The organism is Actinocorallia libanotica (assembly GCF_039525175.1).
GTDB lineage: Bacteria > Actinomycetota > Actinomycetes > Streptosporangiales > Streptosporangiaceae > Actinocorallia > Actinocorallia libanotica.
In genome coordinates this window covers 73,865-99,133 of sequence record NZ_BAAAHH010000004.1, presented here as the reverse complement: position 1 = coordinate 99,133, position 25,269 = coordinate 73,865, and the positions used below count along the sequence as shown (strand labels likewise).

21 protein-coding genes are annotated in these 25,269 nt (G+C 71.0%); 11 read left to right on the top strand and 10 right to left on the bottom strand.

The window, feature by feature from the left end; genetic code table 11:
* Positions 1–5 precede the first annotated feature (5 nt).
* Positions 6–770, top strand: a complete 765-nt coding sequence (gene ehuA / locus ABD140_RS07260; protein ID WP_344238538.1) for an ectoine/hydroxyectoine ABC transporter ATP-binding protein EhuA — start codon at positions 6–8, stop codon at positions 768–770.
* A gap of 25 nt (positions 771–795) precedes the next feature.
* Here ehuA and ABD140_RS07255 read toward each other — a convergent pair whose 3' ends face one another.
* Genes ABD140_RS07255 through ABD140_RS07230 form a run of 6 tightly spaced genes read right to left on the bottom strand, consistent with a single transcriptional unit; the run spans position 796 to position 6,448 of the window.
* Positions 796–2,388, bottom strand: coding sequence for a SpoIIE family protein phosphatase (locus ABD140_RS07255; protein WP_344238089.1), 1,593 nt, complete (start codon positions 2,386–2,388; stop codon positions 796–798).
* The gene (locus ABD140_RS07250; RefSeq protein WP_344238086.1) at positions 2,388–3,782 is read right to left on the bottom strand and encodes a sensor histidine kinase; all 1,395 of its coding nucleotides are present in this window, start codon (positions 3,780–3,782) and stop codon (positions 2,388–2,390) included. Before ABD140_RS07250 ends, ABD140_RS07255 begins: the two co-directional genes overlap by 1 nt.
* Positions 3,776–4,819 carry an ATP-binding SpoIIE family protein phosphatase gene (locus ABD140_RS07245; protein ID WP_344238084.1) on the bottom strand — a complete coding sequence of 348 codons (1,044 nt, stop codon included), beginning with the start codon at positions 4,817–4,819 and terminating at the stop codon, positions 3,776–3,778. The genes ABD140_RS07250 and ABD140_RS07245 overlap by 7 nt, the downstream gene beginning before the upstream one ends.
* Positions 4,807–5,229, bottom strand: a complete 423-nt coding sequence (locus tag ABD140_RS07240; RefSeq protein WP_344238082.1) for an ATP-binding protein — start codon at positions 5,227–5,229, stop codon at positions 4,807–4,809. Before ABD140_RS07240 ends, ABD140_RS07245 begins: the two co-directional genes overlap by 13 nt.
* Entirely contained in the window at positions 5,226–5,600 is a 375-nt protein-coding gene (locus ABD140_RS07235) for an STAS domain-containing protein (RefSeq protein ID WP_344238080.1), read from the bottom strand. The genes ABD140_RS07240 and ABD140_RS07235 overlap by 4 nt, the downstream gene beginning before the upstream one ends.
* The gene (locus tag ABD140_RS07230) at positions 5,597–6,448 is read right to left on the bottom strand and encodes an STAS domain-containing protein (RefSeq protein ID WP_344238078.1); all 852 of its coding nucleotides are present in this window, start codon (positions 6,446–6,448) and stop codon (positions 5,597–5,599) included. Before ABD140_RS07230 ends, ABD140_RS07235 begins: the two co-directional genes overlap by 4 nt.
* A gap of 189 nt (positions 6,449–6,637) precedes the next feature.
* Between ABD140_RS07230 and ABD140_RS07225 the strand changes: the two genes are divergently transcribed.
* Together ABD140_RS07225 and ABD140_RS07220 are read left to right on the top strand one after the other, a co-directional pair.
* Complete coding sequence (locus ABD140_RS07225) at positions 6,638–7,027, top strand: hypothetical protein (protein WP_344238076.1); 390 nt, start codon at positions 6,638–6,640, stop codon at positions 7,025–7,027.
* 10 nt (positions 7,028–7,037) lie between these two features.
* Positions 7,038–7,970, top strand: coding sequence for a hypothetical protein (locus ABD140_RS07220; protein WP_344238074.1), 933 nt, complete (start codon positions 7,038–7,040; stop codon positions 7,968–7,970).
* A 24-nt stretch (positions 7,971–7,994) separates the two neighbouring features.
* On the opposite strand, the gene ABD140_RS07215 is transcribed toward ABD140_RS07220, so the two are convergent.
* From ABD140_RS07215 to ABD140_RS07205, 3 genes are all read right to left on the bottom strand, one after another.
* Complete coding sequence (locus tag ABD140_RS07215; protein WP_344238072.1) at positions 7,995–12,458, bottom strand: CHAT domain-containing protein; 4,464 nt, start codon at positions 12,456–12,458, stop codon at positions 7,995–7,997.
* Between the two features lie 187 nt (positions 12,459–12,645).
* The gene (locus ABD140_RS07210; RefSeq protein WP_344238070.1) at positions 12,646–15,024 is read right to left on the bottom strand and encodes an ATP-binding cassette domain-containing protein; all 2,379 of its coding nucleotides are present in this window, start codon (positions 15,022–15,024) and stop codon (positions 12,646–12,648) included.
* Between the two features lie 13 nt (positions 15,025–15,037).
* Positions 15,038–15,478, bottom strand: coding sequence for a helix-turn-helix transcriptional regulator (locus tag ABD140_RS07205; RefSeq protein WP_344238069.1), 441 nt, complete (start codon positions 15,476–15,478; stop codon positions 15,038–15,040).
* A gap of 303 nt (positions 15,479–15,781) precedes the next feature.
* Here ABD140_RS07205 and ABD140_RS07200 point away from each other — a divergent pair, with 303 nt between their 5' ends.
* From ABD140_RS07200 to ABD140_RS07180, 5 genes are read left to right on the top strand one after another with little or no spacing between them, the layout of a single operon-like run.
* Positions 15,782–17,251, top strand: a complete 1,470-nt coding sequence (locus ABD140_RS07200) for an aldehyde dehydrogenase (protein WP_344238067.1) — start codon at positions 15,782–15,784, stop codon at positions 17,249–17,251.
* Positions 17,251–18,054, top strand: coding sequence for an SDR family oxidoreductase (locus ABD140_RS07195; protein WP_344238065.1), 804 nt, complete (start codon positions 17,251–17,253; stop codon positions 18,052–18,054). The genes ABD140_RS07200 and ABD140_RS07195 overlap by 1 nt, the downstream gene beginning before the upstream one ends.
* A 13-nt stretch (positions 18,055–18,067) precedes the next feature.
* On the top strand, positions 18,068–19,246 hold the full coding sequence (locus ABD140_RS07190) for a cytochrome P450 (protein WP_344238063.1): 1,179 nt from the start codon (positions 18,068–18,070) through the stop codon (positions 19,244–19,246).
* 37 nt (positions 19,247–19,283) lie between these two features.
* A complete protein-coding gene (locus ABD140_RS07185; RefSeq protein ID WP_344238061.1) occupies positions 19,284–20,489 on the top strand; it encodes a cytochrome P450 in 1,206 nt (401 codons plus the stop codon).
* A gap of 19 nt (positions 20,490–20,508) precedes the next feature.
* Positions 20,509–21,315: an SDR family oxidoreductase gene (locus tag ABD140_RS07180; RefSeq protein WP_344238059.1), complete on the top strand. Its 807-nt coding sequence runs from the start codon at positions 20,509–20,511 to the stop codon at positions 21,313–21,315.
* A 233-nt stretch (positions 21,316–21,548) separates the two neighbouring features.
* On the opposite strand, the gene ABD140_RS07175 is transcribed toward ABD140_RS07180, so the two are convergent.
* Positions 21,549–22,424 (bottom strand): SDR family NAD(P)-dependent oxidoreductase, encoded by an 876-nt coding sequence (locus ABD140_RS07175; protein ID WP_344238058.1) that lies wholly within the window; start codon positions 22,422–22,424, stop codon positions 21,549–21,551.
* Between the two features lie 150 nt (positions 22,425–22,574).
* On the opposite strand from ABD140_RS07175, the gene ABD140_RS07170 reads away from it, so the two are divergent.
* From ABD140_RS07170 to ABD140_RS07160, 3 genes are read left to right on the top strand one after another with little or no spacing between them, the layout of a single operon-like run.
* Entirely contained in the window at positions 22,575–23,363 is a 789-nt protein-coding gene (locus tag ABD140_RS07170; protein ID WP_344238057.1) for an MlaE family ABC transporter permease, read from the top strand.
* Positions 23,363–24,226: an ABC transporter permease gene (locus ABD140_RS07165; RefSeq protein ID WP_344238536.1), complete on the top strand. Its 864-nt coding sequence runs from the start codon at positions 23,363–23,365 to the stop codon at positions 24,224–24,226. Before ABD140_RS07170 ends, ABD140_RS07165 begins: the two co-directional genes overlap by 1 nt.
* Positions 24,223–25,269 (top strand): MlaD family protein, encoded by a 1,047-nt coding sequence (locus tag ABD140_RS07160; RefSeq protein ID WP_344238055.1) that lies wholly within the window; start codon positions 24,223–24,225, stop codon positions 25,267–25,269. The genes ABD140_RS07165 and ABD140_RS07160 overlap by 4 nt, the downstream gene beginning before the upstream one ends.

Sequence of the window (25,269 nt, the reverse complement as noted above, 5' to 3'; positions counted from 1 at the left end):
CGCCGATGGTGCGCTTCGAGAACGTCACCAAGCGCTTCGGCGACAACCAGGTGTGCGAGGACCTCACCTTCACGGTCGCGCCCGGTGAGTTCGTCACCCTGATCGGGCCGAGCGGATCGGGCAAGACGACGATCCTGCGGCTGCTGATGACCCTGGAGCGGGTCACGTCGGGCCTGATCGAGGTCGGCGGCGAGCCGCTGTCGCACATGCCGCGCGGCGGGAGGACGGTCCCGGCCGACGAGAAGCACCTGCGGAGGATCCGCAGGCGGATCGGCATGGTCTTCCAGCAGTTCAACCTGTTCCCCAACATGGACGTCCTGCGCAACATCACCGAGGCGCCGGTGCACGTCCTGGGTCGGGACAAGGAGGCGGCCGAGGCGCACGCGATGGAGCTGCTGGGCATGGTGGGCCTCGCCGAGAAGGCCCGCGAGCACCCGTCCCGGCTCTCCGGCGGGCAGCAGCAGCGCGTCGCGATCGCCCGCGCCCTGGCGATGCGGCCCGACGTGCTGCTGCTCGACGAGGTCACCTCGGCGCTCGACCCCGAACTGGTGGCCGGCGTCCTGGGCCTGCTCCGGGAGATCGCGTCCACCACGGACATCACCTTCCTGTGCGTCACCCACGAGATGGGCTTCGCCCGCGAGGTGTCCGACCGCGTGATGATGTTCGACGCGGGCCGGGTCGTCGAGGAGGGCCCGCCGGAGTCGCTGTTCGGCGAGCCCGGACACGAGCGCACCCGCTCGTTCCTGCGCGCGGTCCTCGACCGGCCCTGAGGCGGGCGGCGTCCACCGGCCGGTCTCAGGAGAGGGCGACGGTGATGATGGCGATGTCGTCCTCTTTGTCCTCGCCGTAGAGCGCCAGCAGCCGGTCGCACAGGCCTTCGGGGTCGGCCGTCGAGGTGAGGACCAGGTCGCGGAAGCCCTGGAGGGAGACCTCGATGTCGAGATCGCGCTCCTCGACGAGCCCATCGGTGATCATCACCAGGCGGGTGCCGGGCCGCGTGTCGACGGCGGTGGGCGGCGGGTGCGGGAGCTGCAGCCCGAGCAGCGGGCCGTGCGGCGTGTGGAAGCGCGCCCCGTCGTCCGGGTCGACCAGCAGCGGGGGGATGTGGCCGGCGTTGGCGATGTGGACGCGGCGGGCGCCGGGCTCGATGAGCACGATGCAGAGGGTGACGGTGATCGTCGGATGGGAGACGGCCAGCAGCGTCTCGAGGCGGTCGAGGATCTGGTCGGGGCGGTGGCCCTCGCAGGCGTAGGCGCGCAGGGCGTGCCGCACCTCGCCCATGATCGTGGCCGCGGCCAGGGAGTGGCCCGCCACGTCGCCGATGGCCAGCAGCAGGCCGTTGTCGGTCTGCAGCGCCTCGTAGAAGTCGCCGCCGACCTCCGCGTTCTGCGCGGCGGGAAGGTAGCGGAAGGCGAGCTCGACGTTCTCGACGGCCGGCAGGCGGGCGGGCAGGAGCGAACGCTGCAGGGCCAGGGCGAGGGCGTGCTCCTCGTTGTAGGTGCGCAGCGCCTCCAGGGCCAGGGCGCAGGCGTGCACGAGCTGCTGGAGGAGGCGTTCGTCGTCGGGACCGGTGACGGCCTCCGCGGGCACCGCCAGGCAGACCGGGGGCCGTCCCTGCTTGGTGCGGGCCACCGCCAGGACCGGGTCGCCGGGGAGGAGGTCGGCGGGCAGGAGGTCCCTCCAGCGCGCCTGCGGCACGGAGACGATCACCGCTCCGGTCCCGTCGCCCAGGCCGTGGGCCGCCAGCCGGTCCAGGACGTCCGCCGGAACGGGGCTGGCGTCCGCGCGGGTCCCGGGGGCGGTGACCGTGCTGTGGACGGCCTGGCCCTGCGGGGAGAGGAAGACGGCGCTCGCCGCGCAGCCGAGGAGGGTGGCGGCCCCGCCGGTCGCGGCGGCGGCGAAGGAGTGGAAGCCGACGGCGTTGTAGACCGCCAGGGTCGCCTGGTTGAGCGCCATGAGCCGCGTGGTCAGCCGTTCGGCGTGCTGGCGGGCCCGGGTGTAGCGCAGGGTGGCGGTGACGGTGGCCAGCAGCTCGCCGGGATCGACGGGCTGGTCGAGGTAGGCGTCGGCGCCCCGGTGCAGGCCCTCGGCGTGGTCCTCCGGGCTGATCGCGGCGGCGGAGATCTGGATGATGGGCATGGACGCGGTCCTGGGGTCCTGCTTGATGCGCTCGCTGACCTCGAAGCCGCTCATGTCGGGCAGCCGGACATCGATGATCGCGATGTCGGGCACCCCGGCGGCGAGCCGGGCGAACCCCTCGCCGGCGTCGCCGGCCTCCACCACCGTGTGCCCCGAACGCCGCAGCCAGCTGGCCAGCACGTAGCGGTTGGTGTCGTTGTCGTCGATCACCAAGATCGTGGCCGGAGCCGTGTCCTGGATGCCGTCCATCACGGAGAAGGCCTTTCCGGTGCGGGTTCCTGCCGGGCGTCGGCGCGGTCCGGTATGCGCGCCTCCGCCCGGGTGCCCACGCCGTGGGTGCTGGTGATGGTGAGAGTGCCGCCCAGCAGCTCGGCGAGCTTGCGCGCGTAGGGCAGGCCCAGCCCGGTGCCCGGCTTGCCGCTCTGGTGCTCGCCCCGCACCTGGTAGAACTCCTCGAAGACCCGGCTGACCTCCTCCTGCGGGATGCCGATACCGGTGTCGGTGACCGTGAACAGCACGACGGGCTCCGGCCCCGTCCGGTCGACGTCGACGGACAGGCGCACCTCACCCTCCGCGGTGAACTTCAGCGCGTTGGAGAGCAGGTTGCGCAGGATGCGCGTCAGCAGCGTCTCATCCGTGGTGATGACGGGCAGGCTCGCGGCCTCCGGGGTGACCAGCGCGACGGCGTCGCCGGGATGGGCGCCGCGCAGGGCGCCGCTGAGCTGCCCCACCAGCAGCCGCAGATCCGTCGGCCCGTGGTTGATGTCGAGCTGGCCGGATTCGGCTTTGGCGACGTCCAGCAGGTTGCCGACGAGCGCCAGCATCATGTTCCCGGATTCCTCGATCAGTTTCGCCTGCTGCTTCTGCTCCTCGGACAGCCGGCCGGGGTCCGACGCGAGCAGCAGGCGGGAGAGGGCGACCACCGCGTTGACCGGGGTGCGCAGCTCGTGGCTGATGTTCACCCAGAACCGCGTCTTCGCCTCGCCGACCTCGCGCAGCTGACGCGACTTCTCCTCCAGTTCGGTGTGCAGTGCCAGCACTCCGCTGTTGGTCGTCTCCAGCTCCTGGGTGAGTTCCGAGTACAGGGCCAGGACCCCCTTGTTCGTCTCCTCCAGCTCCTCGTTCAGCCGGAGCAGCTCCCCGCGCTGGGCCCGCGTCTCCTCCAGCGCCGCGACCAGGTCGTGGGTCTGCGCACGCAGGTCGTCCAGTTCCGCGGTCGAGAGGTTCTCCCGCAGGGCCCGGGTGAACCGGTCGTTGTCCTCGTCGGAAGGGGCGACGGCACGGGGCAGTGGATGGCGCACGAGGATCCTGTCGCGTTCCCCGCCGGGCTCGTAGCGCACCTCCCGGACCAGCCGGGCGGACAGTTTCAGCGACTCGGCGGCGGGCGGATTCCCGGCCCGCCATTCCAGGGAGACGACGACGGCCGGCGAGGGCGAACCCTCCAGGCGGAAGGTCACCGACAGGCCCGCGGCGCCGAGCAGCTCACGGCCGAGCTCGCTCAGCGCGGTCGCCAGGCGCACCTGGTCCTGCTGCTCCATGCCCAGCTCCGCGGCCGCCCTCTGCGCGCTGCGGCGCAGGGCGAAGACGTCCTGGGAGGACGACAGGACGAAGACCACGCGGTCGGGCGCCGAGCCGTTCACCATGCGTTCTTCACCACGACGACGCCGGCGTCGTCACGACGCACGCCCGCCTCCCGCAGCAGCTGCCCTGCCACGACCGCGGACGTGTGGTTCAGCAGTCCCGGAAGCGCGGCCGGCTGCCAGCGTTCGGTCAGGCCGTCGGAGTGCATGGCCAGAGCGCCTCCCGGAGGCAGCGGCTCCTCGAAGACGCGGAGCCTGCGCATCTGGGAGCCCACGATGCCCGGGACCGACAGCAGGGCCTTGCGCGTGTCATGGCCTATGAGGAAGCCGCTGATGTTGCCGACCCCGCAGTACGCCACCCGCGCGGCGGCCACGTCGATGCGGGCCACCGCCACGGCCCCCCCTCGCGTCCCGCTCAGCGCGCGGTGCACGGCCGTCATGACCCCTTCCGGGTCGCGGGAGGGCGTCGCGTGGAAGGCCTGCACCGCGGCGGCGGAGGCACGCGCCGCCAGCGGCCCGTGCCCGAGCCCGTCGCACATCATCACCAGCAGCGCCGACGTGTCCAGGGCGCGGGCCGTCCAGGCGTCCCCGCAGCTCGTCTCGCCGCTGATGGGCCGGGTGACACCGGAAACCGCGGACTCACGGCCGTCCGCCGCGCCCTCGCCGGCGCCCCGGTTCCAGAACCGCGCGGCCATGACCGTTCCCCGGCCGGGCACGGAGTGCACGTCGAAGGCGTCGGCGAGCCGGACCACGGCTCCCATCCCGATGCCCAGCGTGCCGGCGCTGGACGTGCCGTCGGCCAGCGCGGCCGCGACGTCGACCATGCCCGGTCCCGAGTCGACGGTGAGGAACTCCACGGCCGCCCGGTCCCCGTCGCGCAGCACGCGCAGCAGCAGGGCGCCGTCGTCGGCGTGCCGCTGGACGTTGGTGGCGGCCTCGGTGACGGCGAGCGCCACCTCGGCGGCGCGGTGCGCGTCCAGGCCTATCCGGCGGGCCAGCGCCGACGCCGCGCCCCGGGCGGCGGCCGCCAGCGACGGCCCGTCCCGGAACCAGGCCACGTCCTCGCATTCCAGGACCGTGACGGCGCTCACCTCGCCCACTTGACGATCGTGATGGTGGTTCCCACGCCGACCTCGGTGACGAGGTCGAACTCGTCGACCAGCCGCCGGGTGCCGCTGAGGCCCAGGCCCAGGCCTCCGCCGGACGTCCAGCCGTCCGTCATGGCCAGCTCCAGGTCCGGGATGCCCGGACCCTCGTCCGCGAAGACCGCGGCCACGCCCCGGCGGCCGCCCTTCTCCGCCTTTCCGGCCCGGACGGTGCCGCCCCCGCCGTAGACGAGGGTGTTGCGGGCGAGCTCGCTCGCGGCGGTGATGAACTTCGTCTGGTCCACCAGGGACAGCCGGCACTCCTGGGCCAGGGTGCGGATCAACTGCCTGACCTGCACCACGTCGCTGCTGTGCGCGACGGGGAGCAGGCGCGGCTCCTCGCCCGCGGACCAGGGCGCGCTCATGCCAGGTCCGCGGCCTGGGCGGACCGGCGCAGCCGGGCCAGTCCCTTCTCCAGGTCCAGCGCCGTGTCCACCCCTCCCAGGGAGAGACCCAGCTCGACGAGGGTGATGGCCACCGCGGGGCGCATGCCCACCACGACGGTCCGCGCGTCGAGCATGCGGGAGACGTCGGCGATGGTGGCCAGCATCCGGCCGACGAAGGAGTCGACGATCTCCAGGGCGGTGATGTCGATGATCACACCGCGGGCGGAACGTGCCACGATCTGCTCCGCCAGGTCCTCCTGGAGGTTCAGGACGGTCTGGTCCTCCAGGTCGAACTGGATGGAGACCACCAGGACATCGCCGATCCGCAGGATGGGTACGCGTTCGGTCACCGGCGGCCGCCCGGGTTCGCCACCATGTCCACGCCGGACCTCTTCAGGGCCAGCTGCAGCGCGTCCGCCAGGGTCGCCTTCGTCTTGATGTCGCCGAACTCGATGCCCAGGGCGACGATGGTCTGCGCGATCTGCGGCCGGATGCCGGAGATGGTGCACTCCGCGCCCATCAGGCGGACGGCGACGATCGTCTTCAGCAGGTGCTGGGCGACCTGGGTGTCGATCGCCGGGACACCCGTGATGTCGATGATCGCCTGCTCGGAGCCGGTGTCCACCAGCGCCTGCAGGAGCTTCTCCATGACGACCTGGGTGCGCGCCGAGTCCAGCGTGCCGACGAGGGGGACGGCGATCACCCCTTCCCACAGCTTCACCACCGGCGTCGACAGCTCCATCAGCTGCTCCGCCTGCACGACGATGAGCTCCTCGCGCGTCTCCGTGTAGGACTCGATCGTGAACAGGCCCAGCTCGTCGAGCAGGAGGCCGAGCCGGACGTAGGCCTTGACCTCCTCGGCGGTCCCGTCCCGCAGGACGGGCTCGAGCACCCGCTTGAGCGAGAAGATGCTGACCGCCGTCTCACTCGGCGTGAAACCCTGGCGGGCGCGGCTCCGCGACAGTTCGGTCAGCAGCGCCCGCACCTCCGACATCTGCTCGGCGTGCACGTCGGCGGCTCCCTGCCGCAACGCCTCCACCAGCGCGCCGTAGAGCTCCCGCAGTTCCTTCTCCAGCGCCGGCAGACCCATCCGGCCAGCCAGAGGGCCGGACGCCTGCCGTGCCCATTCGGCTGCCAGATCCCGTCCCTCGACCGATAGCAGTGCCACCAGGTCGACAGCGGTATCCCGCTTCACCATCAATGTGCTCCTCGCCTCAGAAAAAACACCGGCCAGGACGACCAGATGGAGCCTACGCTACCCCCATCTCCACAAATCACCTCTTTTCCTCAGCGTGAGCGATCCCCGGGTGATGTCTCCCACAAGTAATGAAGGCACCATAAAACAGAGATTCATCTGGAATTCTGGCATCGAAAGAAGGGTGATCTCTTGGGACTCGACGAGCGCGCCGACGAACAGCGGAAGCTGGCCGCCTTCCTGTGCGCGGCCCTGCCCCATCTTCTCGGCTCCGACCGCCGCGAGGAGGCCGAACGCCTCCGGAACGCCTTCCTGGCGACAGGGAGCCTGCCGGAGAACGCCCGGGACGCGTTGATGGAGATGAGCGCGGCGGTCGGCATCCCCTTCCTCGTCGAATCGCATCGCGGAGTGCCCGGCCCGCTGGACATCCCGGGAGCGCAGGCCCTGCCGCTCGCCTCCCCCGGAAGCCCGGTGATCGAGTTCCTCCGCTGCCCGCACGGCACCTGCGCGCGCCGCTGGCGGAGGCGGCCGGGCGCGGCGCCGCCCTCCTGCGCCCTGCTCGGAGGGGCGCTGCGGACATGAGGCCCCGCCCGTGAACGGATTCCTCGGCGAGTTCGGCAAGGGCCTCGCGGGCCGGCTCACCACCGCGGTGGCCCTGCCCGGGCTGCTGTTCCTGGGTGTCGCCTACTACGTGTTCGGGCTGGCCAGATGGCGGCCCGCCGACGGAGTCCTCGGACTGTTCGCCGCGCACGGATCCCTGCTGGACCTGTCCGGATTCGCCCGCTGGTCCGGACGGCACCTGACGGTGCTCGCCAAGGCGGGCACCGCCGACGTCATCGTCACCGTGGCCGTCGCCCTCCTGCTCGTCCTGGCCGCCGGGCTCGGCGCGCAACTGGCGGGATGGGCGGTGCAGCGCATGTGGCTCGGCGCGGTACCGTTCCGCGCCGGGCTCGTCCGCCGCCGCGTCCGGCGGTGGAACGCGCTGGACGCGCCCATCGACGACCTCGTGTCACCGGATTCGCCCGCCGAAAGCACCGACGAGGCGGAGATCACGCGCCTCACCGCCCGGCGCAACGCGGTCTCGCTGGCCGTCCCCACCCAGCCCACCTGGATCGCCGACCGCTTCGCCGCGGTCAACACCCGCGTCGAGCAGACCTACGGCCTCGACCTCGACTTCGCCTGGCCCCACTTCCTGCTGATCGCCGAAGAGCAGGGCAGGGCGGAGTTCCTCCGCTCCCGCGACTCCTTCGACCGCATCGCGCGATCGGCCGGATGGGGCGTCCTCTACTGCCTGCTCGGCGTCCTGTGGTACCCCGCCCTGATCGCCGGAGCCCTCGTCCTGCTGCTGGCCTGGCGGACCGGCAGGTCCGCGGCCGGACAACTGGCGGGGACGATCGAAGCGATCGTGGACCTCCATCTGCGCGATCTCGCCGCCGCCCTCAACCTCGTGTCAGAAGAGGACACGGCACCGCTCACCCTCCGTACGGGACGCGAGATCACCCGGATCCTCCGCAAAGGATCCTGAACCCCGCCACCGGGACCGCCGCCTTCAGACGCCGACGTGGACCAGCCCCGCCCAGTCTCGGACGAGCAGCGGCGCCGCCTCCCTTCGCCTGCGCACCGCCTCGTGAACGGCGAAAGCCGGATCATCCCAGTTGCGGGCGAGCCGTTCGTAGCAGTCCGCGGCCAGCGCGGCGGCCGCTCCGTCGGCGATCGGCCACAGTGTGCCGATGACTCCGCGGAAACCGGCGAGCTGGAACGCCGACGCCACGTGAACGGCTTCGTCGGCCAGTTCGTCGACCGCCACGTGTGCCGTCGCGCACGCCGACAGGTAGGCCAGACGAGCCGGTGTACGGCGCATCCGTCCGAGGTCTCCGACCGTCAGCTCTCCTCCCGCGAGCAGGAGGCGGCTCCGCGACGGCCGTGCGGGGTCGCTCGTCGCGCGGCAGGCGAAATGAGCGATGTCCGCGGACGCCAGGGCCTCCAGCACGCCCTCCACCGCCGTCTCGTTCTCGCGCAGCCTGAGCGACCGCGGGAAACGGTTGCGCAGCAGGCGTATCTCGTCCTCGATGCGCGGCCGCAGTCCCGTGTCGTCGCCCCCCACGATTAGCACTTCGGGCCACCGCAGCGGCCGACGGGCCGGAGTGCGCCTGGCCTCCTGCAGGATCCGGGCGGTCGGCGTGTAGCTCGACACGACCCGTTCCAGCACGCACGCGTCGTCTCCGGCGGCGGGATCCTGGGCGGCGTGCACCGGCAGCCCCGCGAAACCACCGCAGGTGATCCAGTGCACCCAGGACCAGAGGGTGTCGGGCGGCGGCGGGCCGGTGCGGCCGAGCGCGGTGAGCACCGGGAGCGCCGCCTTGTGCCAGAGCTCCCGCAGGGTGGTGCGGAGGAGCTCTTCGGCGTGCAGATGCTCTTCCAGGTCCGCCTCGGCGCCCGCATTGATGATCATCGTCGCGGTGGTGACACGGGCGCGCAGATCCAGGACGGCGCCCTGGTCGAGCTCCGGCAGCGGCACCGGCAGCACTCCCCCGCGGGTCAGAACGAGCGCGTCGCACCGGCTCTCCGCGGAGGTCAGCATCACGACGGCCGAGTCGTCCCGGGGAAGGAGGTCCGCCAGGACGGGGGTCCTCAGGAAGCCGGCGAACCCCGGAAGCGCCCGGATCTCGCCCAGCAGGGCGTCCCACTCCTCGTTGAGGCGCTGGAGCAGACCGAGGGCGGTCACCCCGCCGAGATCCCCGGACCGCTCGGCCGCATGGGCGACGCGGGTGATGCGCCGCCTCAGCTCCGCGAAGCGCTCGGCGGTCTCCGGGCGCGCGGCGCGCAGCAGATCCAGGTCGCCGCCGGTGTCGAGGCTGTAGGACAACATGATCCCGCGGCCCTGTTCGAGAAGCTCCACCGCGCTCACCGCGTCTCCGGCGTCGAGCGCGCACGCGGCCGCGTTCGACGCGAGTCCGCTCGACCGGCTCAGCCAGTACTCCTGGTCGGTGGCGTCCGCCGTGCGCGGCGCCAGCAGGGGCAGCAGATCCAGGGCCAGCCGGTACGCGGTGAGCGCGCCGGGGAGGTCTCCCGTCAGCCGGGCGAGCTCCGCCCAGCTGACGGCGGAGCCCAGCCGGTCACCCGGCGGGCTTCCCGTGTACTCGGCCGCGGTCTGCAGCATGCGCAGGGTACGCGGTACGTCCCGCGGGCGCAGGCTCGTGACCAACGCCGCCGTATAGAGGACGTTGGTGCGCAGCACACCCTCGTCCGCGACCGCCGCTTCGGCCATGCGGACGAGTTTCCGGGCCTTGCGCCTGCGCAGGGGATTCCAACCGGTGTCCGACTGCAAGGTCAGCGCCACGGCCAGGTTCTTCCAGAACCCGGCGCGCTCAGGGTGGTTCTCGGGCAGCTCGTCGACCGCGGTCTGGAAGGCCTCCACCGTTTCCCCCAGGAGGCGCCGGTCCTCGGTGAGAATGTACAGGCGGAGCAAGGCGCGACCGAGCCCGTTGGCGACCGCCGCCCTGCCCGGAACCCCTGGAGGGATCTCGCCGAGAAGAGCACGGCGGGTGTCGGCGGCGGCGGACAGCACCGCCGGGTCGTCCTCGCGATGGGCACGTGTCGTGAGCAACGCCCCGTATGCGGACATGAGGTTGACCCAGGCGGGGCTTCCCCGGGGCGCCAGCGTGAGCCCGGACCGGATGAGCGCGTCCGCCTCGGCGAGGACCGCCTGCTCACCCGTCGCCTCGTAACGGGCGGCCAGCGCCGTCACCAGATTGCCCGCCCGGACGGCCCATGAGCCGCTCGAAGGAGCGGTCATCTCCAGCGAGAGCCGGCAAAAGCGCTCCGCTTCGGCCAGATCCCGGTCATCGCCCGTTTCCATGTAACGCATCAGGAGCGCGTAGCCGAGCCCCGACAGAAGGGCCGAGCGGTCGCGATGCGCCGTCGGCAGCCGGTCGAGCAGGGACTGCAGCAGATCGATGGCTTCCGCCAGCAGAGCGCGGTCCCCCGTACGCCGGTAGTGCTCGACCAGCGTGATCGGCAGGCTCGTCAGATGCCCGTGGATACCCGCCGTACGGGCGTCTTGCGGCAGGAGCGCCGCCGCGCGTGCCAGTTCCAGGGCCTGGACGATGTCATCCTTCGCGCCGGTCCGCCGGTAACGGTGCTGCAGGCGCTCCGCGAGATTGAAGAGCAGATGACGCCGTCCGGGATACTCCTCCGAGAGAACGGACAGGGCCTCCTCCCCCAGACGTACCGCCTCGTCCAAATCGGCCGTGGATCCTGTGTTCAGATATCTGCCGTTGAGCAGCACTCCGAGGAAATCCCTGCTCAGAGCACGGTTTTCCCCGGATGCCGCGAGGACCGCCCGGCGCTGCGCCTCGATCGCCGCCGTCAGGGTCCGGGCATCATTGTCATGGTGGTAACGCGCGTGCAGAGAGCGGGCGTAAAGCTCCAGGACATGTGCGTCGGCGTCCTCCTCCGGCGACAGGAGCGGCCTCATCGTCTCCGCGGCCTCCTCGACGAACGCGACCTCCCCGGTACGGTGCCACTGCGCCAGCAGTACATGGCACAGTTCCTTGCGCTCGCCCGCCGAGCGGGGATCGCCATAAGCGAGCGCCGCCTCGAGCACCTCGCGCGACAGCCTTTCCGCCTCGTCGAGAGCCGCGACGTCCCCGGTCTGCCGATGACGGTTGGTGAGCAGTTCCGCCAGCCTGCGCGCCCCCACGTGCCACTGGAAATGGGTACGGGGGATGGAGGCCAAAGCCGCCCGCGCCTGTTCGATCAGCGCGGGATCATCGGTCTCCCCGAGTGCCCCGTGGTCTTCGGACCGCCACTCGGCCAGCAGGCTCCGGGCGCCGGCGGATCCTTCGGCACGCGGATCCAGGCCGGTGATCGCCTCTTCCAGCAGATCGGCCGCTGCGCGGAAATCCTCCTCGGAGCCGTTCTTGTGGCCGCGGGCCCGCAAAGCGAGCGCCATTTGGTGCTGCCAGTGCGGAAAATCGGCGTGCTCCGGGAGACCACTGATGAGCTCTTCGTACGCCGCCATGGCCGTGTCGATGCCGTCCGCCTCCAGACCGGCTCCCTCCGCGGCCACGAGCACGTCGGCCAAGGCCAGCAGCCGGATCTCCCGCTGGGGGCTTCCGGGAGGCGTGAGCTCCACCGCCCGACGGTGATGGACCAGCGACTCGGAGAGCACCTGGTGCTCTCCCGAGAACACCGCCTTGAGATGGAGGGCTCTGCCCAGCACATCATGGATCAGACCGGGATCAGGCAGGTCGTCCACCCACGCGGCGAGGGCCTGCCGCGCCACCTGCTCGGTTTCGGGCGCGTACTTCGGATCCACCGCCTCCGCGACGTGCAGAAGGCTGAAGGCGAGATCGGCCAGTCTGACGCACCGCCCCACGGCGTCCTCGGGATCAGCGGCTTCCACCGACCGCCGTGACCAGTGCACCGCCTCCTCCAGCGCCGCCCCGTCACCCCGGAGAAATCCATCTATCCGGACGACTGTCGCGAGGTTCAGCCAGAAGGTCGGCAGATGTTCCTCCAGACGGCATTCCTCCACGCTCCTCCGCTGCAACGCCACCAGCGTCGGCAGCAGATGACGCATCCTTCCGGCGAGCAGGCCCCTCAGTCCGGGAAGCACGACGGCGCCCAGCAGCAGGCCGACGTCATCCAGCTGCCGGAATCCTTCGGCCTCCTGGAAGAGCAGCCAGGAGGCCTCGGTGCGCAGCGCCTCCTCCCCGGCGAGCCGCACGAAAGCGAACGCCGCGCCCCAGGCGTCCCCGCCCTCCCGCTCGTCCCCCGCGTCGATCAGCGCCTGGGCCCGCGCCATGTGGAAGAGCGCCAGCCTCTCCAGGGACACCCGATCCGCAGCGGTCGGCCTCCGCAGCAGATCCGTCCGCTCCGCCACCGCGACGAGCAGCTCACACGCCGCATCGAGAGCCGCCGGCTCCAGTGCTTCCGCCACGTCCCCGGTCCGGGCCACGGCCTCCAGCACCCGGACCACCGCGGCCTCGGGCTCCTCGCTCACGGACACGGCGGCTCCCCGCGGGTCGTGCGGCACGGGGGCGGGCGGCCTTCGAGCACCGAACCGCCTCGGCGCCCGCCCGGGCATGAGAGATTCTCACCATAGCTCTTCCGTACGGCCGGACGCATGCCCTGACGGCGCACCCCGCTCCGCGGCCGGCAGGCCGGTGAGCGGGGTGCGCCCGGTGCCCGCGAGGTCAGGCGCCGACGTAGGCGGCGAGGTGTTCGCCGGTGAGGGTGGCGCGGGCGGCGACGAGGGCGGCGGGGGTGCCCTCGAAGACGACGCGGCCGCCGTCCTGGCCGGCGCCGGGGCCGAGGTCGATGATCCAGTCGGCGTGGGCCATGACGGCCTGGTGGTGTTCGATGACGACGACCGTCTTGCCGGCGTCGACGAGGCGGTCGAGCAGGGCGAGCAGCTGGGCGACGTCGGCGAGGTGCAGGCCGCTGGTCGGCTCGTCCAGGAGGTAGACGCCGCCCTCCTCGGCCATGTGGACGGCCAGCTTGAGGCGCTGCCGCTCGCCGCCGGAGAGCGTGGTGAGCGGCTGGCCGATGGTGAGGTAGCCGAGACCGACGTCGGCGAGCCTGCCGAGGACGCGCTGCGCGGCCGGGATGCGCGCCTCCCCCGAGCCGAAGAACTCCAGGGCCTCGGTCACCGGCATCGCGAGGACCTCGCTGATGTCGCGGCCGCCGAGGCGGTACTCCAGCACCTCCGCCTGGAACCTCCTGCCCTCGCACTCCTCGCAGGTGGTGGCGACACCGGCCATCACCGCCAGGTCGGTGTAGATGACGCCCGCGCCGTTGCAGGCCGGGCAGGCGCCCTCGGAGTTGGCGCTGAACAGCGCGGGCTTCACCCCGTTGGCCTTGGCGAACGCCTTGCGGACCGGTTCGAGCAGCCCGGTGTACGTCGCCGGGTTGCTCCGCCGCGAACCCTTGATCGGCGACTGGTCGACCGACACCACGCCCTCCCGGCCCGCCACCGAACCGCGGATCAGCGAGCTCTTGCCGGAACCGGCGACACCGGTGACGACGGTGAGGACGCCGAGCGGGATGTCGACGTCGACGTCGTGCAGGTTGTGCCGCTTCGCGCCGCGGATCTCCAGGACGCCCGACGGTTCGCGGGTCGCCTCCTTGAGGGCGGCGCGGTCGTCGAGATGGCGGCCGGTGAGCGTGCCGCTCGCCCGCAGCCCCTCGACGGTGCCCTCGAAGACCACCTGCCCGCCCTCGCCTCCGGCGCGCGGGCCGAGATCGACGACGTGGTCGGCGATCGCGATCGCCTCCGGCTTGTGCTCCACGACCAGGACGGTGTTGCCCTTGTCGCGCAGGCGCAGCAGCAGGTCGTTCATCCGCTGGATGTCGTGCGGGTGGAGGCCGACCGTGGGCTCGTCGAAGACATAGGTGGTGTCGGTGAGCGCGGAGCCGAGGTGGCGGATCATCTTGACGCGCTGCGCTTCGCCGCCCGACAGCGTGCCCGCCGGGCGGTCGAGCGACAGGTAGCCGAGGCCGATCTCCACGAACGAGTCCAGGGTCTCCCCGAGCGCCTTCAGCAGCGGCGCCACCGACGGCTCGTGCAGGCCGCGCACCCACTCGGCCAGGTCCCTGATCTCCATCGCGCAGGCGTCGGCGATGGAGATCCCCGCGATCTTGGAGGAGCGCGCCTCCGCGCTGAGCCGGGTCCCGTCGCACTCGGGGCAGGCGGTGAACGTCACCGCGCGCTCCACGAACGCCCGGATGTGCGGCTGCAGCGCCTCCTTGTCCTTGGCCAGGAACGACTTGCGGACCTTGGGGATCAGGCCCTCGTACGTCAGGTTCACCCCGTCGATCTTCACCTTGACCGGCTCGTGGTGGAGGAAGTCCCGCATCTCCCGCTCGGTGAAGTCGCGGATCGGCTTGTCCGGGTCGACGAGGCCCGACTCGGCGTAGACCCGCACCGTCCAGAAGCTGTCGGACTTCCAGCCGGGGATCGTGAACGCGCCCTCGGAGATCGACTTGGTGTCGTCGTACAGCTGGGACAGGTCGATATCGGAGACCGCGCCCCGGCCCTCGCAGTTCGGGCACATGCCGCCGAGCCGGTTGAAGGTCGCCTTCACCGTCTTCTTGGCGCCGCGCTCGACCGTGATCGCGCCGCTGGCCCGGACCGAGGGGACGTTGAAGGCGAACGCGCCGGGCGGGCCGATGTGCGGCTGGCCCAGCCGGCTGAAGAGGATGCGCAGCATCGCGTTGGCGTCGGTGGCGGTGCCGACCGTGGAGCGCGGGTCGGCGCCCATGCGCTGCTGGTCGATGATGATCGCGGTCGTCAGCCCCTCGAGGACGTCGACGTCCGGCCGTGCCAGCGTCGGCATGAAGCCCTGCACGAACGAGCTGTACGTCTCGTTGATCATCCGCTGCGACTCCGCGGCGATCGTGCTGAACACCAGCGAGCTCTTGCCCGAACCGGAGACACCGGTGAACACCGTCAGCCGACGCTTGGGGATCTCGACGCTGACGTCCTTCAGGTTGTTCGCCCGCGCCCCGTGCACCCGGATCAGGTCGTGGCGGTCGGCGACGTGCTGCGCGGCCGTGTTCATCGTGTCTTCCATGGCCCCACGCTAGTCACTCCTGCGAGGGCGGCGCTTCTCGATTCCTGACCGGTCGCGTCACCTGCTTGGCCACGCACGACGGCATCCCCTCCGTCGCCCGCGCCCCCTCCAGCCGGTAGACGCTCGGCGGTACCCCGACCAGCTCGGTGAAGCGCGTGCTGAACGTCCCCAGCGACGAGCAGCCCACCTCGAAGCAGACCTCGGTGACGCTGAGGTCGCCCCGCCGCAGCAGCGCCATCGCCCGCTCGATCCGCCGCGTCATCAGATAGGAGTACGGCGACTCCCCGTAGGCCGCCCGGAACTGCCGGCTCAGATGCCCCGCCGACATGTTCACCCCCCGGGCGAGCGCCTCCACGTCCAGCGGCTGCGCGTACTCCCGGTCGATCCGGTCCCGGACGCGGCGCAACCGCGCGAGATCGCTCAACCGCTGCGCCGGATCGGGTCTGCTGCTCATCCACCGCATCGTGCCACGTCATCCCGTGAACGCCCAACGCCGCCGATCTGCCGGCGCTGGAGCCCGACATCGAGCCGCCCGAACCCGGAATGAGACTCTGGTCTCGCCTCGGGTCTTCCCGAGGGAGGGCACGGTCTGTACAGTCCGAGGGATGAACGAAGAGCCCGTGTCGCAGGAGCGGTTCCGCTCCGGGACACGGGCTCTCCGCCGTGCCGGGGGAGGCCGTCGGCCGACGCCCGAGAGGCAAATGATATATAACATTAAGTTTTCAAAATCATATCTCCCCTACTCCGCGGAGGCTCCATGACCTCGGGCACCGGACGCGAGCAGCTCCTCCTCATCGACGGCGAGCTCGTCCCCGCCTCGGACGGAGGTGTCTTCCCCAACGTCAACCCCGCCACCGAAGAGGTGATCGGCCACACCGCCGACGCCACGGCGGACGACATGGACCGCGCGATCGCGGCGGCCCGGCGCGCCTTCGACACCACCTCCTGGTCCACCGACCACGCCTTCCGGGTGCGCTGCCTGCGCCGGCTCCAGGAGGCTTTGACCAAGAACGCCGAGGAGCTGAAGGCGGCGGTGGTGGCCGAGGTCGGCTGCCCGGTCACCCTCACCGACGGCGCCCAGTTCGCCACCCCCGTCGAGGGCATCGGCTGGGTCGCCGACCTGGCCGAGAACTACGCCTGGGAGACCGACCTGGGCGTGGCCTCCCCCTTCGGCATCAGGTCCCGCCGCATCGCCCGCCGCGAGCCGATCGGCGTGGTCGGCGCGATCACCCCGTGGAACTTCCCCGTCCAGATCGTCCTGGCCAAGGTCGTCTCCGCGCTGGCCGCCGGCTGCACGGTCGTGCTCAAGCCCGCCCCCGACACCCCGTGGAACGCCACCCTGCTGGGCCGGATCGTCGCCGAGGAGACCGACATCCCGGCCGGGGTGTTCAACGTCGTCGCGGGCTCGGACCACCGGCTGGGGCAGCGGCTGTCGGAGGACCCGCGGGTCGACATGATCTCCTTCACCGGCTCGACCGCCACCGGCCGCGCGGTCATGCGCAGCGGCGCGGAGAACATCAAGAAGGTCTTCCTGGAGCTCGGCGGCAAGTCCGCCCTGATCGCCCTGGACGACGCGAACATGAACGCCGTCGTCGGCAACGCCGCCTTCCAGATCACCACCCACGCCGGGCAGGGCTGTGCGATCCTCACCCGCCTCATCCTGCCGCGCAGCCGCTACGAGGAGGGCGTGGAGAAGCTGGTGCAGACGCTGACCGGCTGGCCCTGCGGCGACCCGACCGATCCGGGCGTCCTCATGGGGCCGCTCATCAACGCGCGCCAGCGCGACCGCGTCCTGGGCTACATCGAGCAGGGCGTCGCCGAAGGCGCCCGCATCGCGCTCGGCGGCGGCCGCCCCGAACACCTGACACGCGGCTACTACGTGGAGCCGACCGTGCTGGCCGACGTCACCCCCGACGCCACCGTCGCCCAGGAGGAGATCTTCGGCCCCGTCATCGCGGTCATCGCCCACGATGGCGACGACGACGCCGTCGCCATCGCCAACAACTCCGCCTACGGGCTGTCCGGCATGGTGTGCAGCGCCTCGCAGGAGCGGGCGCGCGCGGTCGCCAACCGCATCCGCACCGGCACCATCTCCGTCAACGGCGGCCTCTTCTACGGCGCCGACGCACCCTTCGGCGGCTACAAGCAGAGCGGTGTCGGCCGCGAGAGCGGCGTGGCCGGCTTCGAGGAGTACCTGGAGATCAAGACGATCGCGGAGGCCTGCTGATGGACCTCACCTCACTGAAGGACGCGCGCGTCCTGGTCGCCGGGGCTTCGGCGGGCATCGGGCGGAACTTCGCCGCGGGCGCCGTGCGCGCCGGGGCCCGGGTCGTCCTGGCCGCCCGGCGCGCCGAGGAGCTGGAGAAGCTGCGCGCCGAGGCCGGCGGCGGCATCCCGGTCGTCACCGACCTCACCAGCGACGACGACTGCGCCCGGCTCGCCGAGACCATCGGCTCCGAACTGGGCGGGCTCGACGTCGTCGTCTCCTGCGTCGGCGCCGCGCCGCTGAAACTGGTCGCCGACACCGCCGACGAGGACTGGCGGCGGCTCTTCGAGACCAACGTGCTGAGCGTCAACAGGCTGCTGCGCCGCACCCTGCCGCTGCTGGACCGCAGCGCCATGGTGCTGGCGCTGTCGTCGGAGAGCGTGTACCAGCCCCGCCCCGGGATCGGCGCCTACTCCACCAGCAAGGCCGCGCTGGAGCGCCTCATCGAGGCCTGGCGGGTCGAGCACCCCTGGCTGCGCTTCACGAACGTGGTCATCGGCGCGACCATGCCCACCGACTTCGGCAACGAGTTCGACGGAGAGCTGCTCGGCCACGTCCTGACCGACTGGATCTCCCGCGGGCTCGCCCAGGAGGAGTTCATGTCCCCGTCGGACGTGGCCGAGGTGCTGCTCGGTGTGGTCGCCTCCGGCCTGGGCAAGCCGGGGGTGTGCATGGAGCAGCTGGTCCTGCGCTCCCCTTCACCGGTGGTGGACGCCTCCGGCCATCCCCTCCCCTCCCGGCCTCCCGTCGACGGCCCGGCGTAGCAAGGAGCTTGCGATGGTCGAGTACAACCCGTTCAACCGCCGGACGGTCCACAACCCCTTCCCCGTCTACAAGGCGCTTCGTGACGAGGCTCCCGTGTACCGCAACGAGGAGGTCGGGTTCTGGGCGCTGTCCCGCTATGAAGACGTGATCGCCGCCCACCTGGACACCGACGTGTTCTCCAGCGCGCACGGCGTCACGATCGAGGGCGTCGACCAGGGCGCGCCGTTCCTCATCGTCAAGGACCCTCCCGAGCACACCTTCCACCGCAAGATCGTCGCCCGGCTGTTCACCCCGCGGCGCATCGCCCAGCTGGAGCCGTTCATCCGCCGCACGGCGGCCGAACTGCTGGACAAGGTGCGTGATGCCGACCGGTTCGACTTGGTGGAGGAGTTCTCCTTCCGGCTGCCTTTGGACGTCATCAGCGAGCTCATCGGCATCCCCGAGGCCGAACGCGAGCGCATCCACCACCTCAGCGACCGGGTCGCCGCCCGTAACGAGGACATGAGCATCCCCCCGGACGTCTACGAGGCCAGCGCCGAACTGCTGGTACTGCTCACCGGCCTGGTCAAGGAGCGGCGCAAGGACCCTGGCGACGACGTCATCACCATGCTCATGACCACCGAAGTCGAGGACGAAGAGGGCAACCTGCGCTCCCTGGGCGACGACGAACTGGCCTCACGGTTCCTTGAGCTGGCCTTCGCCGGGCACGAGACCGTCGCCAAACTCATCCCCAACGGCGTCATCGCCCTGTCGTGGTATCCCGACCAGCGCCGCGAACTCGTCGCCGACCCCGGCCTCATCCCCAACGCCGTCGAAGAGATGCTCCGCTGGGACCCTCCCTCGCACTACCAGGGCCGGTGGACCACCCGGGAGGTGGAGGTGCGCGGCACCGTCATCCCCGCCGACCAGCGGGTGATCCTGCTGACCGGCTCGGCCGTGCACGACGAACGCAAGTACCCCGATCCCGAGACCTTCGACATCCACCGCGACATCGACCGCCATGTGAGCTTCGGCTTCGGACGCCACCTGTGCCTGGGTGCCTCCCTGGCCCGCCTGGAGACCCGCGTGGCGTTCGAGGAGCTGCTGAAGCGCTTCCCGGACTTCGCCATCGACCCCGACGGCGTGGAGCGGCACTACTCCAGCAACGTCCGCGGCCTGGCGAAGCTGCCGCTGGTGATCGAACGCCCCTGACGACCGCCGCCCATCCCTCGGCAAGAAAGCAGGTTCCATGCAGGACCAGCCCGTCAACGACGCCATCAACCTGATCAGCGGGGAGTTCTGGGGCCGCAATCCCCATGACGAGCTCCGCTGGATCCGGGAGAACGCCCCCGTCTACTGGGACCCGCGCGCGAGGGTATGGGGCCTGTCCAAGCACGCCGACCTGAGACTCGCCTCCCGCACGCCCGAGGTCTTCTCCAACGCCCAGGGCATCCGGCCCGACTCCTTCGCCATGCCGATGATGATCGACATGGACGACCCGCAGCACAAGATGCGCCGCAAGCTGGTCAGCAGCGGTTTCACCCCGCGCCGCGTCGCCGACCAGGAGGAGTACCTGCGCCGGGTCTGCGACGAGATCATCGACGCGGTCTGCGAGCGCGGCGAGTGCGACTTCGTCGCCGACATCGCCGCGATGCTCCCGCTGATCGTCATCGGCGACGCGCTGGGCTTCCGGCCGGAGGACCGCGGGCTGCTGCTCACCTGGTCCGACGACATGGTCAAGGGCCTCACCGGCGGCGACAACCCCGAGCTGATGGTCAAGGCCGGCGACGCCTTCAACGGCTTCACCGAGTACGCGGGGCAGGCCGTCGAGGAGCGCCGCAAGTGCCCGGCGGACGACCTGCTGAGCACCCTCGTCCACGCCGAGGTCGACGGGGACCGGCTCGACCACGACTCGCTCGTCCAGGAGTCCCTGCTCATCCTCATCGGCGGCGACGAGACGACCCGGCACGTCATCTCCGGCGGCATGTACCAGCTGTGCGTCAACCCCGGCCAGCGGCGGCTGCTCATCGACGACCCGGGGCGCATCCCCACGGCCGTGGAGGAGATGCTGCGCTGGGTCTCCCCCATCAAGAACATGAACCGCACCGTCACCCGCGACTTCGAGCTGCGCGGGCGGTCCCTCAAGGAGGGCGACAAGGTCCTGCTGCTCTACCCGTCGGCCAACCGCGACGCGGACGTCTTCACCGACCCCGACCGGTTCGACGTCACGCGCTCCCCCAACGACCACATCGCCTTCGGCAACGGCCCGCACTTCTGCCTCGGCAACAGCCTCGCCCGGCTGGAGCTGCGGGTGATGTTCGAGCAGCTCCTCAAGCGGCTCCCCGACATCGAGCCGGTCGACGACCGGGAGCCCGCCTACCGCCCGGCGAACTTCGTGTCGGGATACGAGACCTTCAAGGTCCGCTTCACCCCCACCCCCCGACTCACCCCCTGAGGAAAGAAGGAAGAAGAAGATGAGCTCGCTCAAGGGAACCTCCGCGCTGGTCACCGGTGGCGGCAGCGGCATCGGCCTGGGCTGCGCGGCACGGCTCCTCGCCGACGGAGCGGCCGTCACGATCTGCGGACGCAGCGAGGACAGGCTGCGGGGCGCGGTCGAGAGGCTCGGTGGCGACGCCGACTACATCGTCGCCGACGTCACCGACGAGAAGCAGGTCGCCGCGGCCGTCGCCCGCGCGGCCGAGCGGGGCACGCTGCGCGCGATCGTCGCCAACGCCGGCGGCTCCACCTCGATCGGGCCGCTCGGCTCGCTGGACACCGAGGCCTGGCGGGCGACCCTGGAGCTGAACGCCACCGGGACGATGCTCACCATCAAGCACGGCGCCCGGGCGCTCGTCGAGGCGGGCGGCGGCGCGATCGTGGCGATCTCCTCGATCGCGTCCTCCAACACCCACCGCTGGTTCGGCGCGTACGGCGTGTCCAAGGCGGCCGTGGACCACCTGGTCCAGCTCGCCGCCGACGAGCTCGGCCACTTCGGCGTCCGGGTGAACGGGATCAGGCCGGGCATGGTGCGCACCGAACTGGTCGCCGGAATCGCCGACACCGGGCCCATCCTGGAGGACTACCTGTCCTGCATGCCGCTGGCCCGCGTGGGCGAGCCGGAGGACATCGCCGAGGCCGTGCGCTTCCTGGCCGGGCCCGAGTCCTCCTGGATCACCGGCCAGGTCATCAACGTGGACGGCGGTCACCACCTGCGCCGCGGCCCCGACTACTCCTCCATGTTCAAGGACATGTTCACCGAAGGCGACCTCTTCGGCCACTGACCGGCGCCGGGGCCCCGCCGCTCGACGGCGGGGCCCCGGACGGCTTCGGCCCTCGACGGTCAGCAGCACGTGGCCGCCCTTCCCGCGCATAGCCTCGCGGGAAGGCATGATGACGGAAATTTCGCGAACGCTCCGCCCTTTCCTTCTCTTCGTCCTCAGGGCCTGCTGATGATCCGACTCCCCAATATCGGACTATTTGCCACAGACGGGGAAGGCAGGCTTCAGCGTGGCCGTCATCCCTTCCCTTCGTAGTCGGGCATGCGGGGCAGCCCGCCGCTGATGAGGGCTTCGGCCTGTTCGGACAGGCCCTCGGTGTACGCGGGGTGGGTGAGGACGAGGAAGCGGCCGGACCGCACGGCGTCCACGACCTGGGCGGCCACCTCTTCGGGAGAGATGCCGTTCTCCACCGTCGTCCTGATCATCTCCAGCATGAAGGCCGAGTCGTCGCCGGGCTCGCTGGCGAGGCCGGCCGGCCTGACGCGTTCGGACTCGTGGATGCGGGTGGTCACGCCGCCGGGGCACAGCGCCGAGGCGCGGAGCTTGGAGCCCTGCAGGGCCAGCTCCTGGGCCAGGGAGAGGGTCGCGGCGAAGGCCGCCCACTTGGAGACGGTGTAGGGGGCGGAGCCGGGACCGACGAAGAGGCCGGCGACCGAGCAGGTGTTGACGATGTGGCCCTCGGTGTCCTGCTCGATCATGCGGGGGACGAAGGCCCTCAGGCCGTGCAGGATGCCCCAGAGGTTCACCCGCAGCGACCACTCGAAGTCGGCGGCGGGCCTCGTCCACACCTGCCCGCCCGCGAAGACGCCCGCGTTGTTGCAGAGCAGGTGCACCGCGCCGAGTTCGGTGAACGCCAGGTCGGCGAACGCCTCGACCTCCCGCTCCTCCCCCACGTCCGTGACCCGGGAGACGATCCTGACGTCGTACGCGGCCGCCAGCTCACGGGTCTCGGCGAGTGCCTCGGGCTGCACGTCGGCCAGGGCCAGGTCCATTCCCTCACCGGCCAGCCGCAGGGCCAGGGCACGGCCGATGCCGCTGCCGGCACCGGTGATCGCGGCCGTCCGGCCACCCAGCTCGTCCATGGCGCCCTCCGCCGTCGCTGTCGTGTTCATCGATCGATGCCTCTTCGAAAAGTGAAAGGGGTTGCTGTGGGGATGTGACGCAGGTTACGGTGACCGAGTTGGCAATATTGTTGATTATATACATTATCTTTGTCGCTTCCTCAGTCGTCTCCTCCGCCTCGAGGAAGAAAGAGGCCGCACATGACCACGTTCCATCTGCCCGTGGCGCGGGTCCACCGGGGGCTCTCCTCCCTCGGTGAGATGTTCGCCATCGGGTTCGAGGGACTGCGCCGCACCTGGGACATCCGTGCCTGGTTCTGGGAGTTCGTGGAGCAGTGCGTCTTCCTCGCCAAGGTCACCACCCTTCCCGTCATCCTGGTGGCGCTGCCGCTGGGCGCCACCGTCGCCCTCCAGGTCGGCGACCTGGCAGGGCAGCTCGGCGCCCAGTCGGCCACCGGCGGCGCCGTCATCGTCGGCCTCGTCCGCGAGGTCGCGCCCATCGCCGCCGCGCTCATCATCGCCGGGGCGGGCGGCTCGGCCATCACCTCCGACATGGGGGCCCGCAACATCCGCGACGAGCTGGCGGCCATGGAGGTGATGGGCGTCAACCCCGTCCACCGCCTGGTCACCCCGCGCATGTGGGCGGCCTCCCTGGTCTCCACCATGCTGGCCTCGCTGGTGATCATGTCCGGCGCCGTCGGCGGGTTCGTCTTCAACGTCCTGCTCCAGGGCGTCACGCCCGGCGCCTACGTCGACGGCGCGATGGGGCTCCTGCGGACCTCGGACCTGTTCGTCACCCTGTTCAAGGCATGGCTGTTCGGGATGATCTCCGCCCTGGTCGCCTGCCACAAGGGCATGAACTGCGCGCAGAGCCCCGTCGGGGTGGGACGCGCGGTCAACCAGTCGACCGTCGTCTCGTTCATGCTCGTCTTCGCCTTCAACTACATCATCACGACCATCTACTTCCTCGCCTACCCCCCGGTGACGTGATGTACATCCACCTCCCGCGCAAGGCCGTCATCGGCCTCACCCGCATCTCCGGCGGCGCCGTCGACCGGTTCGCCGACATGGCCACCTGGCCCGTCTTCCTGGCGAAAGTCCTCTTCTACTCGCTCCGCGACATCGTTCTCCGGTTCAAGTACGCCAAGACCGTCGGCCTGCAGATCAGCGACATCGTCATCGGCGTCGGCGCCACCGTCGTCGGCGGCGGCATGGTCTTCGTCATCTTCGTCATGTCGCTGTTCCTGGGCACCGAGGTCGGCCTCCAGGTCTACACCGGCCTCCAGGTCATCGGAGCCGAGTCGTTCATGGGCTTGGTGGGCGCGTTCGTCAACGTCCGCGAGATCACCCCGGTGATCGCGGCGGTGGCGCTGGCGGCCCAGTGCGGCTCGGCCTTCACCGCCGAGCTCGGCGCGATGCGCATCAGCGAGGAGATCGACGCCCTGGAGGTCATGGGCATCAACTCCTTCGTCTACCTCGTGTGCACGCGGGTCGTCGCCGCACTCGTCGCGCTGGTGCCGCTGTACCTCATCGCGCTGTTCGCCAGCTTCTTCGCCACCAGGTTCATCTCCACGTCCTTCTTCAACCTGGCACCTGGCGTCTACGACTACTACTTCTACCTGTACCTCCCCATGGAGGACCTCATCTTCAGCACCGTGAAGGTCGGGATCTTCTCCTTCGCGGTCATCGCGATCCACTGCTACTACGGCTACTACGCCAGCGGCGGACCGGTCGGCGTCGGCCGCGCGGCGGGGCGGGCGATCCGCACGTCCATCGTGACGATCGTGACGCTGAACCTGCTGCTGTCGTACGTGTTCTGGGGGCAGGGCGGAACAGTGAGGCTCGCCGGATGAACCTGGACCACCTGTCGAAGGGCACCCGGCTGCTGATCAGCGCCGCCACCCTGACCGGCCTCGCGGCGGCGGCGCACCTGCTGATCGCCAAGCCGTTCGCGACCGAGGGGATCGCGCTGACCGCCGCGGTCGGCAGCGCGAGCCAGGGACTCACCACCAGCTCGCCCATCAAGCTGCGCGGCGTCACCATCGGCCGGATCGAGAGGATCGAGCTCGCCGGGACGAGCGGCGCGCGGCTGACCCTGCGGCTGGACCCCGGCGTCCGGGTGCCCGACTCCGCGACGGCGGCGGTGGAGCCCGAGTCGGTGTTCGGCCCCAAGTTCGTCAACCTCATCCCCGGCGAGCACGAGGGCACCGGCCCGTTCCTGGCCGACGGCCAGGACATCGCCCGCACCTCCGAGAGCGGCGACCTCACCCACCTCCTGGCCGACGCCGACAAGGCGGTGACCGCCATCGACCCCACGGACGTCGCGGTCATCCTCGACACGCTCAGCACGGCGCTCGCCGGACAGGGCGACGAGATCCGCGGCCTGGTCGGCAACACCGCCGTCCTGGTGGACGTCGCGCACGAGCACCGCCGCAACGCCCGCGCGTTCGTGGGCGACCTCGCCAGGCTGGCCCGGATCCGCGGGATCGGGGCGGACGTGGGGGCCGTCCTCACCTCGGGAGGCACCACCCTGGAGACCCTCACCGCCGGGCAGGACCGGGTGAAGAGGCTGGCCGCCGGGACCTCCGCGGCCGCCGACACCGTCACCGGCGGCTTCACGCGCTACGACGGCGGCATGACCCAGGGCGTACGCTCCGCGGAGCGGGCCGTCGCGCTGCTGCGCCGGCAGCTGGGCATCGGCGGCCCCGCCGTCCGGACGCTCAACGAGATGCTCCCCATCTACCGGGCCCTGGGCTTCGCGCCCATCGGCGAGGACAAGCGCATGCTCGCGGTGAACATCGTGCTGCCGAGCGACCCCTGCCAGATGATCCTGGGCATCTGCCCCTCCAACGCCGACGGCGTCGGGGCGCGGGAGAAGAAGAGGAGGGGGAACTGA